Here is a 14,321-nt window from a genome sequence, read left to right on the forward strand (position 1 = left end):
CCATTACGAAACGGGTGAAGATGACGACAGGCCTCGTCCCCGCTTTGGGCAGCGGCTTCTGCAGGTTCGCCGAGACTGCGGCGGACCGGCCTGCGCTCGTGCTCAGTCAGCGGGTGCTCAGCTACGGCGAGTGCAACGACACGGCACGCAGATGGGCTTCGCTGCTGTGGGACGCCGCCGGTGACCGTCCCCGCAGAATCGGCGTCCTCGGGTACCGCAGCGAGATCTCCTATCTCGGGGTGCTCACCGGCGTGCTCCTGGGCGCCGCCTTCGTGCCGCTGAATCCGAACTTCCCGCAACGACGGACCCGCGCGATGCTGGAGAGCGCGGACATCGACGCGCTCATCGTCGATGACGCGGCGGCCGGGCAGTTGCCGGAGCTGCTGGATGGGCTGCGGCGACCGCCGGTCGTGCTGGTCCCCGGAGCGGTCGCGCCCGCGGCGGTCGATGGCCGGGCCCTCACCGCCGCCGACGTGGCCGGTGCGGGTCTGCTGTCCACCATACCGGGATCGGCGCCGGATGATCTCGCGTATCTGCTGTTCACGTCGGGCAGCACGGGAACGCCCAAAGGTGTGCCGATCACCGTCGGCAACCTGTCTGCCTTCCTCGGATACGTCCAGGAGCGATACGCCATCCAGCCGTTCGACAGGTTGAGTCAGACGTTTGAGCAGACGTTCGACCTGTCGGTGTTCGATCTGCTGATGGCCTGGGAGAACGGCGCCGCGCTCTGTGCCATGAAACCCATCGACCTGGTCAGCCCGTTCGGGTACCTGGACCGTAACAACGTCACCGTGTGGTTCTCGGTGCCGTCGGTGGCGGCGCTGCTGCGCAAACGCGGCACGCTGCTGCCTGGGTCGTTGCCGACGCTGCGCTGGTCGCTTTTCTGCGGGGAGCCGCTGCCGCGTGGCACGGCGGAGGCTTGGCAGGCGGCAGCGCCGAACTCTGTGGTCGAGAACCTGTACGGGCCGACCGAGGCGACCATCGCCTGCGCGGTGCACCGCTGGGATCCGGCCGTGAGCCCGGGGCTCTGTGTGCACGACACCGTTCCCATCGGACAGTTCTTCCCCGGCATGGAACCACTCGTCGTGGACCGCTCGCTGAGGCCCGTACAGGACGGCGCAGCCGGAGAACTGTGTCTCGCCGGCCCGCAGGTGACGTCGGGCTACTGGCGTGCGCACGAGCTGACGGACGTGTCCTTCTTCGAACACGGGGGCCTCCGATACTACCGCACCGGTGACCTGGTTCGGGCCAACGGTTGTGACTACGCGTACCTCGGGCGCGGCGATCATCAGGTGAAGGTCGGCGGGCATCGCATCGAGCTCGGCGAGGTCGAGGCGGTCCTGCGACAGGCTGGCGCTGTCGAGGCGGTGTGCCTGGTGTGGCCAGATCAGCACACGCTCACCGCCGTCGTGTCCGGGGGTTCGGCGACGACCCCGCAGCTGATTCACGAGGCGGCGCGGCAACTGCCGCCCTACATGACGCCATGGGTGGTCCGGCGCATCGCGCAGATGCCGCTGAACAGCAGCGGGAAGATCGACCGCGGCAAGCTGCGCGACTGGCTGGGTGACTCTGGTGGGCAAGGGCGCGACGGGCGGAGGTTCGGTGCCGCCGTCGTACGGGTCGACAGCGTCGAAGAACTCGTGGCGTGCACCTTGCGGGTCCCGCGGGAGCAGGTGACCGACGGCCTGTCGTACCAGTCGATCCAGGAATGGGACTCGCTGGGCCACGTCGCACTGATGGTGGCGTTGGAGGAGACCTATGGCAGGGCGGTGAGCCCGGAATGCATGACGGCACTGCACTCGATCGCCGCGATCAAGGAGTTCGTCGGTGAGGGCCTGGACTCTGCCGCCCAGCCGCTCACCCAACCGCTCACACAGCCGGCGGCCGTCCACCGGGGACTCGACGGCATCGTGGTGGACCGCAGCGAGATCACCAACGTCGACGGAGCGGCCGGGGTCCTGGAGTACCGCGGCTACAGCATCCACGATCTCGTCGAGCACGCCTCGTACGAGGACGTCGCCCACCTGCTGATCGCCGGTGACCTTCCGGGGCCGGACGCCCGGCGGCAGCTGCACACCGAGCTTGCGGCGGGACGCCGACTGCCACCCGCGGTGCTCGAACTGTTGCGCTCGCTGCGGTCAGTGCATCCCATGGACGCGCTGCTCGCCGCGGTGCCGGCGGTGCAGGCGTTCGATGGGGAGTACGGGGCGCGAACCGACGAGAGCTACGACGACGCCCGCACCGCGGGGGTGCGGCTGATCGGCGCCATCCCCATGCTGGTCGCGGCGCACCACGCGTTTCGCAGCGGTCGGGAGTTCGTGCCGCCGCCGGAGCGGCTCGGTCACGTCGACGCGTTCCTCACCGCGCTGACCGGCACGACACCGGCCGACGCGACGGTACGTTTCGTTACCCGAGGGCTGGTGATCCACGCCGATCACAGCTCGAACGCCTCGACGTTCGCGGCCCGGGTGGTCACCGGGTGCCGCAGCGGCATCCACAACGCGGTCACCGCGGCCATCGCGGCGGCCGGAGGGCCTCTGCACGGCGGAGCGGCCGAGCGGGTGATGCGCCTGATCGACGAGATCGGCGTGCCGGAGAACGCGCGTGACTACGTGGAGCGGACCCGGCGGCGCGGCGAGCCGGTGATGGGTTTCGGTCACCGCGTGTACCGCACCGAGGATCCCCGGGTCCGGTATCTGCGCTCGATCGTGGTCGACCTGTCTCACCAACGCGGTGACGATCGCGAGCTGCAGGTGCTCGACGCGGTGGCCGCGGCCATGGCCAGGTATCGGCGGCACGGCCTGGCTCCGAACGTCGACCTGTACGCGGGCCTCGGCTACCGGCTCATGGACCTGCCGGAGGACCTGACAGTACCGATGTTCGTGATCGGGCGGGCCGCAGGCTGGGTGGCGCATGTGTTGGAACAGCATCGGAACAACGTGCTCATACGGCCGCTCATGGAGTACGCCGGCCCTCAGGGGCGCAGCGTCCTGCAGGATCCCGGCCGGGTATGAGCACACCTTCCCATACCCGGCGGCGCGTTCGCGCCGCACCGTCCCGCTGCAGCCGCGTGATCCGCGACGCGCAGCGACGAGCCGGAGGCCTGGTATGTCCCGTGAATGGGATGCCCGCACGTACGACTCGCTGCCGCTGCCGCACACCAGGTGGAGTAGGCGGACACTGGCGCTGTTGACGTTGCGCGGGGACGAGACCGTGCTCGATGTGGGCGCCGGCACCGGGCGCGACGCGGCGGCGTTGCTCGACCTGCTCCCGCGCGGCCGGGTCATCGCCCTGGACGGCTCGGAACGGATGCTGCGCCAGTTGCGTGCGAACCTGGCGGGCCGCATGGAACGGGTCGACATCGTCCATGCCGACCTGAACGAGTCGTTCCGCCTGGACCGCACGGTCGATGCCGTGTTCAGTGTCGCGACGTTCCACTGGATCCACGACCACGCCGCCCTGTTCGGCCGTGTCGCGGCGGTACTGACGCCCGGCGGGCAGTTCGCGGCCGAGTGCGGGGGAACAGGATGCGTGGCCCAGGTCCGCCGGGCGGTCGAAGCAGTGCTGGGCCGGCCAGCCGACGCGGCGTACTACGCCGACGTCGACGAGACCGTGCGGGCGCTCACCAAGGCCGGGTTCGAGGACATCGAGGCGGAGCTGATCGACGATCCGTTCCGGCTGCAGCCCGGCGAGCGACTGCGGGCGTACCTGGGTGCCGTGGTGCTCGGGCCGTATCTGGACCGCATGCCGGCCGGCAGGCACGAGTGGTTCCTCGGCGAGGTGGAGGCGCGGCTCGCCGAACCGGTCATCGACTACGTCCGGCTGAGCCTGCGGGCCCAGCTGGCGCCCCGGGACAACCGGTGACAGGGTCGCCGGGCCCGGGACGCCCGGGAGTCCACCGATGAGCGGCCGGTGCCGCGTCGTGCTCATGACGAGCCCGCTGCTGTCCGACGACGTCTGGTCCGAGGCCCGCGACTATTTGGCGCTGGCGACCGGTCACGAGGTGGTCGTGCCGGGCTACCCTCCCCGGCCGTTCACCGCGCCGTACACCGGACGGTACTGCGAAGCCGTTGCCGCGCACGTCGACGCCGCCGCGGTGAACATCTTGGTCTGCCACAGCGGAGCGGGCCGGCTTGCCGGCGCCGTCGTCGACATCTGGCCGACCGGCAGTGCCGTGGTTCTGGTGGATGCGCGCTTCCCCGCGCCGGGCCGGTCGTGGTGGGACGGCTGCCCGTCGACGCTCAGGCAGCGACTCGGGCCTCCGCAACCGGGTGCGTCCGCGCCCGCCTGGGCGGACTGGTGGACGGCAGAGCAGAAATCCGAACTGTTCGGTGCCGAACTGAGCGAGGAGCGGCTGGAGCGTATGTCCTTCCCGATTCCGTGGGATCTGCTGCTGGAGCAGGTGCCGGCCTCCTCGGGCCTGGAGGGCGTCGTGGGTTGCTACGTCCAGCTGTCACCGGCCTACACGCACGAGGCGGCCCGCGCCGCGGCCCGTGGTTGGACCGTCAGCCGCGTGGACAGTCACCATCTCGGCATCGTGAACGACCTCGGCGTCGTCGGCGCCCCGTTGATCACCGCACTGGACGGAGTCCGTCGTGTCCTTGGCTAGCGACACCACGTGGCTGCGCGGGGTCCTGACGCCCGGCATGCGGGACGTCATCTATCCCAACGGGATGGTGGCCACGCCGTTCCTGGTGAATGCAGCCGAATACGCCAGGCTCGGTCACGACGTCGTCGCCCTCCGGCAGCTGCTGGAGGATCGCCTGGTCGCCGAAACCGGCGGCTGCTTCGAGACGCTCGCCGCCTCGCTGGGCTGTCCGCCGCGAGCGGCCCGGCTGCTGGCCGGCTTCCGCGAAACGGCGGCGGGGCTTCCGGCCAGCCCGGCGCGGGCCGACATCTTCCTGACCGTTGCTGGCCCGAGGTTGCTCGAGGTGAACATCACCAGTGCGCTCGGGGGGCTGGAGATCGGTGCGTGGAACGAGGCTTGGATGCGCGACCATGGCTTGTCGACGGGCGGGCAGGCGGTGGCGTACGACGAACCGTTCGCCTATGTCGTGGCCGCGTTGCGGACATGGATGGGCACGTTGAGCAGCCGCGCGGCCGGCGGGGTCGTCGCGCTGGTGGTGGGAAGGACGGCCGGCCCACGCGAACGCGCCATTCTGCAGTGCATGTCTGACCAGTTCGGCCGGCACGGCCTGGAGACGATCGTCTGCCAACTGTCCGACGTGAGGGCGACCGACACCGGCGTGACGGTGGCGGGCCAGCCCGTGTCGGGGCTGTACCGCATGTGGCTGCTGGAGACGATTCTCGATTCCCCGGCGAGCCTTGACCTGCTTGGCGACCTACTGCGACTGCAACGGGCCGGGCTGACCTTCGTTTACGCATCACCGGACGTCGACATCGCGGCCTCGAAGGGTGCCCTGGCCTTGTTGTGGGACCTGCACGACGCGGGTCGCCTGGACGAGCCGGCGGCGCGGATCCTGACCGGCCTCGTGCCGCACACGTTCGCCGTGCCGGGCCGCGACAGTGGCCGGACGCTGCCACGGTCGTTGCCGGCCGAGTGGATCCTCAAGCCGTCGTTCGGATACGGAAGTCGCGGCGTCCACGGCAACTGGGGTGCGACCAGCGGGTTAGTCCTGTCGGACGTCGTCGCGTCGCTGACCGCACCCTACGTCGCGCAGGAGCGGGTCGTTCCGGCGATGTACGGCCCGGTACCTCTGCTGCGCGGCGATGAGGCCGTGGACTTCAGATGGGGGGTTTGCAACGCGGGCCTGTTTCTGAACGCCACCGCGCCCTTAGGCCTGATGATGCGATTCGGCGGGACCCCGGACCAGGTGTCGATCAATACCAGTCACGGGTCGGCGCTCGGCTGCGTTTTCGGCGGCTCGGCCCGTACCTCGGCCAACACCATGACCTGGGTAAGACTGGCGAAAGGAGAAGCATGCTAGGGCAGATCTCGCCGAGCGGGCAGGGCCGCGTGCAGGAGGCGGCGAACATCCGGCGACAGTTCCACGGCAACAGCCTCGAATTGCACTCGGTGATCTATCCCATAGATTACTGCACGTCCGGCTGCACCTACTGCGGATTGAGCGCCATCATCCCGAAAGGCGCGCACACGGTGCGCGGCGCGATGCCTCCGGCGGACTTCGCATGGCTCATGGGCGAACTGCAGCGCCAAGGTTACGGAGTCCACGAACTGGTCTTCGGCACCGTCAGCGAGGACCAGGGCCGGCTCGCCTCCCGGGTGGCACGCTGGGTTGAACGGGCCCGCGCGCTCGCGCCGGACGCGTACCTGATCGTGAACTGTGACACCCTGCGCGAGGACGGTTACCGCACGTTGAAGTCGGCCGGCGCCGACGCGGTCTGGACCTTCATGGAGGTCATGACCCCACAGCTGTACAGCGATAAACATCGATATGGTTTGAAGTCCGACCAGCCTCAGCGCAAGGAGGCGCCGCAGCGTGCGCGGGCCGCGGGCCTGGCCGTCGGGAACGCCTTGCTGTGGGGGCTGGTCACCGACTGGCGCGCGGAGCTGGAGCAGTTCGTGGTGTGGGCGCACGAGGTCGGCGGCTTCGACTTCGTCGCCACCCCGGTGCACCGGACCGTCACGGTCACGCCGGGCAGTGTGGTGTCGCCGCTGATGGAGCTGACGCCGCCCTTGAACGTTGATGAGCCGCTCTACCTGGAGATCATCGCTCGGTTGCGGATCGCCTTCGCCGAGGCGCATCTGGTGGGCAACACCCGCCTGGACCCGGGGTTCGTGTACGGCCACGCCAGCGAGATCGTGGACATGTGCAACGGCTACGTGTACGCCGGCTCACGAGAGCACCCGTCCGAGGGTCTGGCCGGCGCCGGGCACATCGCGACGAACGGCGTGCAGATGGACTTCTTCAACCCGGGGGCGAAGCTGGGCGACATCCAGTGGCTGTGCCCGCCCACCATCCGGGTTGGTTCGTCCCTGCCGAGAACCCCGTAGACCCATCGGCGGCAGCACCGATCCGCTGCTGCCGGTGGGCTCCGCGACGGATCCGAGGAAGGGGGTGAGCCACATGGACAACCAGGACTTCTGGACTGAGATGTCGGAGGAGGACATGCACGACGCGCAGCTGCGCGAGGTCGTGTAGGTGTACCCCGGCGCGGCCGGGTGCCTCGGCATCCGGCCACGCCCACCGCTGACCGGACCGGCGAGGTGCTTGAGGTAGGGAGGTGGAGTGGGCGGTCCAGCGATTGAGCGCGGGCTCGAGCTTGAGGTGGCTCTCGTCAATATGCCCTGGGCGCGCAGCGACGCGCCGTCGATCCAGTGCGGCGTGCTCCAGACGGCCGTGACGGCGCACGGCTACCGGGCGAGCACCCTGTACTGCAACCTGGAACTGTCGCGCATGCTCGGTCCTGCCGTGTACGACGTGGTGGCGGAAGCGCCAGCCGAACGCGTCCACCTGTTCGGCGAGTGGCTGTTCGGCGTTGCCGCATTCGAGGCGAGCGACGACGGGGCCTACCGCGCGGAGTACCCGGAGGTGGAGGAGCTGTGCAAGTCTGTTGGATTGAGCTGGCCGGAGGTCCTGCGGCTGCGCTCCAGCCGCCTGCCCGCGTGGCTCGACGAGATCGCGTCGCGTCCGCTCTGGGGGCGCTTCGACGTCGTCGGTTTCACCTCGACGTTCGTGCAGAACGTCGCCTCGATCGCGTTGGCGTCGCGGCTGAAGCGGCATTGGCCGGACCTAACCATGGTGTTCGGCGGGGCGAACTACGACGGCGAGATGGGTGCGGAATACCTACGGGTGCTGCCCTGCATCGACTACGTCGTCAGCGGAGAGGGTGAGACCACCTTCATCCGTCTGCTGGATGCCCTGGCCCGCGGCGAACGGCCGGTCGACGTCGCCGGACTCCTGACCCGTGGGCCCGACGGGGCCGTCGCCGCAGCGCTGCCGGCGCTACCCGGGGCAACACTGGAGCAGGCGAAGATCCCCGACTACGACGACTACTTCGCGACGGTCGATCAGCTCGGCCGCCGAGCCGCGATCGGGTCGAAGAAGATCCGGCTATTGGCCGAGTTCTCCAAGGGCTGCTGGTGGGGGCAGAAGCATCACTGCACGTTCTGCGGTCTCAACGCCCTCAGCATGCAGTACCGGTCGAAGGGTTCGGACCAGGCCTTCGACGAGCTGGTCCACCTGGTGGAACGCCACGGCGTCAACACCGTCGACGCGGTCGACAACATCCTCGACATGAGCTACTTCCGAGGCTTCCTGACCCGGCTCGAACAGGCCGAATGGGACCTGGACATCTTCTTCGAAGTGAAGGCGAACCTCACCCGCGCGCAGGTCGGGCAGCTGGCCGCGGCGGGCGTGCGGCGGCTGCAGCCCGGCCTGGAAAGCCTGAGCACCAACGTCCTGCGCCTGATGCGGAAGGGCTCGACCCGGCTGCTGAACGTGCGGTTGCTCAAGTGGGCCCGCTACTACGGCGTGGACGTCGCCTGGAACATCCTGGCTGGCTTCCCCGGCGAGAAGGACGAGGACTACTACGAGCAGGCTCGGCTGATGCCGGCGCTGACCCATCTGGCGCCGCCCGGCGGCCTCGGCCGGATCTGGCTGGAGCGGTTCAGTCCCAACTTCACCGACGAACGGTTCCAGCACGTCGAGCCGCGAGGCGCATACCGGCACGCATACCCGATCGCGGGCGTGGACCTGAGCAAGATCGCCTACTTCTTCGACTACAAATCGCAGGACCGCGCCGTCGACGACGCGCTTGATGCCGTACGGGTGCAGATCGACGCCTGGCGGGAGGCTTGGTCGGCGCCGACCAAGCCACAGCTGGACTATCAGCGGGCGCCGAACCGGATTCTGCTGCGCGACCGCCGGCCCGGGCGCAGTGTCATGGCTCGTCTGGACGGGTGGCAGGCGCAGGCCTACGAACTGTGCGGCGACACGCCGCGTAGCGCGAGCCGCATTGCCGCGGCGCTAGCCGACAGCGGTACACCTGTGTCGGAGGATCGCGTCGCCGCGTTCCTCGATTTCTGTGTGAACGAGCAGATTTGCCTCGAGGAGGCAGGGCTGTATCTGGCACTGGCTCTGCCGCAGCGAAGGGTGAAGGTATGACAACGACCGAGGAGAGCATCGGGTCGGCGGTCGGCACGCGAGCTTTGAACAGTTACGACGACTGGTCGCCGCTGCGGGAGATCGTCGTGGGTTCCGCGGCCGCGTACCGCGAGCACGTACGGGACCTGTCCTTCGAACTGTTCTTCTACGACAACCTGACCGACGACAACCCGAACCGGCCGCACGGCTACTACCCACAGCTGACGGGCGGGACCGGCGAGCCGGGCGCCCCCAGACGGGAAGCGATCAAGCAGCGCTACGTCGACGAACTCAACGAGGACGTCGAAGGGATCGCTGACGTCTTGAGCGGCATGGGTGTCACCGTGCACCGCCCGATCGCGTTGCCAGCGCAGCGGCCGGGTGAGGTGCGCACACCGGCCTGGTCGGCTCCGGTACTGCCGCCGCTGAACATCCGGGACAACTCGCTCGTGCTTGGCGACGAGGTGATCGAGACGTCGCCGATGCTCCGCTCGCGGTACTTCGAAACCCAGCTCCTGAAACCGATCTTCATGCGGTACTTCGCGGGCGGAGCCCGGTGGACCGTCATGCCGCGCCCGCTGATGACGGACCAGTCCTTCGACCTGAGCCGCACCCTCGGCGGCAACACGGAAACGGTCTCTGCGTCGCGGCTGTCGCCGTACGACGTCGGCACCGAAATGATGATCGACGCGGCGCAGTGCCTGCGGCTGGGTCGCGACCTGGTGGTGAACATCGCGACGTCCAACCACGCGCTCGGGTGCGACTGGCTCGAGCGTCATCTCGCCGGCCGGTTCCGGGTGCACAGGATCTACAATCTGACCGACAGCCACATCGACAGCTGCGTCGTGCCGCTCAGGCCCGGCGTCCTGCTCGTGCGGTCCGCGCAGGTCATGGACCGCCTTCCCGCCGCACTGCAGAAGTGGACGACGATCGTCGCGCCCGAACCCGACGCGTCCATGTTTCCCGCGTACGACGACGACGATCTCATTCTCACGAGCCCGTTCATCGACCTGAACGTGTTGTCGTTGGACGAACACACCGTCCTGATCAACGAGGCAAACCCGGAACTGGGCCGGTTGCTGGAGCGGCACGGCTTCTCGACCGTGCCGGTACGGCACCGGCATCGCCGCCTGTTCGGCGGCGGCCTGCACTGCTTCACCCTCGACACCGTTCGGGACGGCGCGGGCGAGGACTACCTGATGTGACCTACTCGCCGTCCAAGGTTTCCGCGCCGCAGATTTTCGAACTTCACCCGGACGCGCCCAGCGCGCTGAGGAGCTGCACAATGCTGAACGACCGGATCCAGACCAGCCGCTGGGGCATTCTGGAACAGTTGTGGGAGACCATGACCGCCGACGTCGACCGCGTGTACTGCGGCACGGGGCCGGCGGGGTTGGCCGACCGCCACGTCATGGAACTGGTCAGGCTCGCGACCACGGGATCGATGTCCATCGCCGAGCTGGCCCGTTCGGTGGAACGGGTGCCCGCCAGGGTCGAGATCAAGGTCGGTGAGATGGCTTCGCTGGGTCTGGTGGCGGTGAGCGTCCCCGACGGCGGCGGCGCGCCGATCGTGGCTGTGACAGAGCTGACCAGACGCCTGGTGCCGCGGCTGCTGGCCGAATGGGAGGCGACGGAGGCGGTGCTTTCGGAACTTGAGCGCCAGGTTCCGTACCCGCTGCGCAGAGCCTTCGCCGACCTCGCCGACCGGCTGGAGCGTCGGAGCTTCCTGGCTCGCCTGTCGGACGCGCTGGCACCGGGCGCCCGATCAGTGGTGGGCGTGCCCGGCGGCGACGCCCCCGGCCGCCGGTTCCCCGACGGGCAGGCAGCGCCCGTCGACACCGCTGTGCCGCGGCCGGAGGAGCTGCCGCGCACGAGTCAGTGGCACGCGTTGCGGCTGGTATGGACACAGATCGGCGAGGACCTCGACCGGGCGTACGCGGCGATCGGATCGAGCGAGATCACGCGCAACACGGCCCCGCTGGTGCTCCGGCTGCACCTCGACGGGCCGCAGACCGTACAACAGCTGTCCGCCGCCGAGGTCCGCCCGCTGTACAAGGTCCTGAACGACGTCGAATGGCTGCGGGCGCACGGATATGTGACGACCGGTGCCCCCGACGAACCCTTCGGTGTCACGGCGGCGGGGGCGTGTCTGGTGCCGGTCATCGACCGGGTCTGGACGGCGAGGGAAGCCGTGATTGTCGAGCTGGAGAGGGAGCTTCCGTACCCGATCAGTCGCGTCGCCGAAGACCTGTGGCGCTGCGTGGAGGAGCGGAGCTTCCATGAGCGCCTCAGGGAGAAGCTGCTCGCGGACCCCCGGTGGGTCGCCGAACCGATCCAGCTTTGACCTGTGGTTGGTCATGGGAGGTCGGCGGCGGGTTCGGATTTGTCGGCGTGTCGGTAGGCCGTGAAGGCGGGAAGTTTCGCTGCGATGAGGCCGGCTCCGACGATGGCGGCGAGCCCACCTGCGATGGCGCTGATCTGGGGTGTGGTGGCGGTGGCCAGGAGGCCGGCGCGGAAGTTGCCGACCTGTGGGAATGCGGCGCCGACAACATATTCGGTCGAGTTGGTGCGGCCGCGCATGGTGTCGGGGGTGGCGAGTTGGACGATGGTGGTGCGGAAGACCACGCAGAGCATGTCGGCGGCGCCTGCGACGGCGAGGAGCGCGAGCGTGGCGGGGAGTCCGTGGACGGCGCCGAATCCGGCGATGGCCGCACCCCAGACGGCGCCGGTAATGAGCATGGCGCGGCCGGGGCGGGTGATGGTCTTGACGGGCCCGGACAGGGCGGAGCCGAGGAGTCCGCCGACGGCGATGGCGGTGCTGAGCAAGCCGAGAGTGCGGGGCGAGCCGTTGAAGCGGTCGGCGTTGATGGCGGGAAACAGGGCGATGGGCATGGCGAGGACGGTGGCGCAGAGGTCGGCGAGCATGGCGCCGCGCAGCGCGGTGTTGCGGGCGATGAAGGTGAGGCCTTCGATGGCGGCGGCGAGGCTGCGTCGGGTGGCTTTGCCGTCGGGGTGCATGGGTGGGAGCCGGAAGACGCCGTAGAGGGCGGCACCGTAGCTGACGGCGTCGATGAGGTAGCAGATCTTGAGTCCTGCGGCGGCGGTGATGACGCCGGCGAGGGCAGGTCCGGCGATCATGGCGGTGTAGCCGGAGATCATGGTGAGGGCTGCGGCGGCGGGTACCAGTTCGCGGCGGACGAGCCGGGGCATGAAGGTGCGCCGGGCGGGCTGGTTGATGGCGTTGACGGCGCCGTTGGCCGCGGCGAGGGTGTAGAGCAGCCAGAGTGTGGTGTTGCCGGCGTATGCCTGTGCGGCGTATGCGGCGGATATAAGGGCCAGGACGGTGCTCGTGACGAGGACGAGCCGGCGTCGGTCCATGGAGTCGATCAGGACGCCGCCGGCGAGTCCGACGATGATCGCGGGGATGGCCGTGGACAGGCCGACGGCGCCGACGGCGGCGGACGAGCCGGAGATGTGGAACACCTGCAACGCGACCGCGAAGGTGGTCATCTGCCCACCGATCGAGGAGAGTGCCGAGCTCAGCCAGAGCCGCCGGTACTCCGGGGATTCGCGCAGCGGTTGTATGTCTGCCAGCAGACGGTGTCGACTCACGACCGGCCCTGGCTGAGGTCCAACACCAACGACATCACGACCGACAATCTTACCAGCCTTTCATGGACGTCATTGTGAGAGGACGGAAGTTCACGTAAGAAGACCGAGGAAGTCGTAATGAATGGCGCATTGACATTGGGCCCTTTCCTACCTGATCTTGCTGGTCAGGTGGGGTGTCATCGGTAGGGCATGGACCGGCGTCACACGGCGAGGCTTCCGGCAGGACGGCAATCGACCAAGGGCGTTGCTCCCGGTGGAGCATCTCGATGCCGTCCTACCCGTCGGCGATCTCGTTGTACGCCTGGAGCCTCAACCATCTCACCACCCTGCTCCGCGGCCATCGACGGACGCTACGGTCGCGGTGGCGGCGTCTCGACCCCGCCGGTCAGGCCCTGCTCGCCCTGGCCTACCTCCGCAACGGTTATTCCTGCGCTCAGCTCGCGGCCGGGTTCAGCATCGGCGTGGCCACCGCAGGGCGCTACATCCGCGAAGCGGTCGACCTGCTCGCCGCCTGTGCCGCGCCAATTCTCCGTGTAGGGCCTGTGAGCTGGTGTTTCTGGCTGTGGTCAGGCTGCTCGGCGGTACTCGTTCATCAGGCCCTGAAGGACTCGGCGTTTGTGTACCGGTCGGTCGAGCGGGATCACGACGTCCGGGTTGTGGCGGGGTGGGTGCTGGTCGAGACGCTGATGTGGACGGTGCTCGTTGAAGTGCCGGGCGTAAGCGTCAAGGATGGCGCGGGCGTGCTGTTCGTTGTAGATCATGATGTGGTCGGTGCATTCGCGGCGGACGGTGCCGATGAACCGCTCGGCGTAACAGTTCGCTCGCGGTGTCCGCGGCGGGATCCTGACCATCGCGACGCCCTCGGCGGTGAACACCGCGTCGAACGAGGTAGTGAACTTGCTGTCATGGTCTCGGATCAGGAACCGGAATGAGTTTGCCCGCTCGCCGAGGTCGACGATCAGGTTCCGGGCCTGCTGCGTGGTCCAGTCCCCGGTCGGGCTCGCAGTCACGCCGAGGATGTGCACCCTGCGGGTGACCACCTCCATCACCACCAACACGTAGATTCGCCGCAGCGCGATGGTGTCGAGGTGGAAGAAATCGGTGGCCAGCAGCCCGTGCGCCTGAGTCCGGAGGAAGCGTCGCCAGCTGGTGTCCATACCGCGCGGCGCTGGCCCGGTCCGTGTGCGGGCCAGGATCCGGCGGATCGTGCCGGCACCGACCCGGTACCCGAGGCCGACCAGCTCGCCTTGGATGCGGCGGTGTCCCCAGTCTGGGTTCTCCCGCGCCAGCCGCAGGACCAGATCCCGAACATCGGCGTTGATCGGCGGCCGGCCTGGCCGGTTCGGGTAGGTCCAACGGCGTTGGACCAGCCGGCGGTGCCAAGCCAGGAGCGTGGCGGGCGTGACGAGGCGATGCCCGCGCAACCATCCGGGCAGCAGCCGCGTCAACGCGGACAGCACTGCCCGGTCCGGCCACGACGGTCGCGGCCGGCCGACCTGCCGGCGCAGGACCGCGACCTCGTGACGTAGGACCAACAGCTCCGCAGTCTTGGCAGCGTCGCTGCGCGACAGCCACACCAGCCAGCCGAACACTTGAACCATGCTCAGGTACAGCAGCCGGAACACCATCACACGAGCATGC

At 68.7% G+C, this 14,321-nt stretch carries 10 protein-coding genes and 1 pseudogene; 9 read left to right on the forward strand and 2 right to left on the reverse strand.

The window, feature by feature from the left end:
- The first annotated feature begins 20 nt into the window (after positions 1-20).
- From Dfulv_RS20550 to Dfulv_RS20585, 8 genes are all read left to right on the forward strand, one after another.
- Positions 21-3,014, forward strand: coding sequence for a citrate/2-methylcitrate synthase (locus Dfulv_RS20550; RefSeq protein WP_259867791.1), 2,994 nt, complete (start codon positions 21-23; stop codon positions 3,012-3,014).
- Positions 3,015-3,108: 94 nt separating this feature from the next.
- Positions 3,109-3,864, forward strand: coding sequence for a class I SAM-dependent methyltransferase (locus tag Dfulv_RS20555; RefSeq protein WP_259865732.1), 756 nt, complete (start codon positions 3,109-3,111; stop codon positions 3,862-3,864).
- Positions 3,865-3,901: 37 nt separating this feature from the next.
- Entirely contained in the window at positions 3,902-4,609 is a 708-nt protein-coding gene (locus tag Dfulv_RS20560; protein ID WP_259865734.1) for a hypothetical protein, read from the forward strand.
- Positions 4,596-5,948: a hypothetical protein gene (locus Dfulv_RS20565; RefSeq protein WP_259865736.1), complete on the forward strand. Its 1,353-nt coding sequence runs from the start codon at positions 4,596-4,598 to the stop codon at positions 5,946-5,948. The genes Dfulv_RS20560 and Dfulv_RS20565 overlap by 14 nt, the downstream gene beginning before the upstream one ends.
- Before the next feature lie 29 nt (positions 5,949-5,977).
- Positions 5,978-6,976 carry a radical SAM protein gene (locus Dfulv_RS20570; protein WP_259865738.1) on the forward strand — a complete coding sequence of 333 codons (999 nt, stop codon included), beginning with the start codon at positions 5,978-5,980 and terminating at the stop codon, positions 6,974-6,976.
- Between the two features lie 235 nt (positions 6,977-7,211).
- The gene (locus tag Dfulv_RS20575; protein ID WP_259865740.1) at positions 7,212-9,089 is read left to right on the forward strand and encodes a RiPP maturation radical SAM C-methyltransferase; all 1,878 of its coding nucleotides are present in this window, start codon (positions 7,212-7,214) and stop codon (positions 9,087-9,089) included.
- Positions 9,086-10,273, forward strand: a complete 1,188-nt coding sequence (locus tag Dfulv_RS20580; protein ID WP_259865742.1) for a glycine amidinotransferase — start codon at positions 9,086-9,088, stop codon at positions 10,271-10,273. The genes Dfulv_RS20575 and Dfulv_RS20580 overlap by 4 nt, the downstream gene beginning before the upstream one ends.
- Positions 10,274-10,353: 80 nt before the next feature.
- Positions 10,354-11,412, forward strand: coding sequence for a hypothetical protein (locus Dfulv_RS20585; RefSeq protein ID WP_259865744.1), 1,059 nt, complete (start codon positions 10,354-10,356; stop codon positions 11,410-11,412).
- Positions 11,413-11,423: 11 nt separating this feature from the next.
- On the opposite strand, the gene Dfulv_RS20590 is transcribed toward Dfulv_RS20585, so the two are convergent.
- Complete coding sequence (locus Dfulv_RS20590) at positions 11,424-12,680, reverse strand: MFS transporter (protein ID WP_259865746.1); 1,257 nt, start codon at positions 12,678-12,680, stop codon at positions 11,424-11,426.
- A gap of 266 nt (positions 12,681-12,946) precedes the next feature.
- Between Dfulv_RS20590 and Dfulv_RS20595 the strand changes: the two are divergent.
- A pseudogene (locus Dfulv_RS20595) lies at positions 12,947-13,198 on the forward strand (helix-turn-helix domain-containing protein); the annotation flags it as partial.
- A gap of 48 nt (positions 13,199-13,246) precedes the next feature.
- On the opposite strand, the gene Dfulv_RS20600 reads toward Dfulv_RS20595, so the two are convergent.
- Complete coding sequence (locus tag Dfulv_RS20600; RefSeq protein ID WP_259865748.1) at positions 13,247-14,308, reverse strand: integrase core domain-containing protein; 1,062 nt, start codon at positions 14,306-14,308, stop codon at positions 13,247-13,249.
- Between the last annotated feature and the right edge of the window lie 13 nt (positions 14,309-14,321).

It is taken from the genome of Dactylosporangium fulvum (assembly GCF_025137375.1).
In the GTDB taxonomy this organism is placed as follows: domain Bacteria; phylum Actinomycetota; class Actinomycetes; order Mycobacteriales; family Micromonosporaceae; genus Dactylosporangium; species Dactylosporangium fulvum.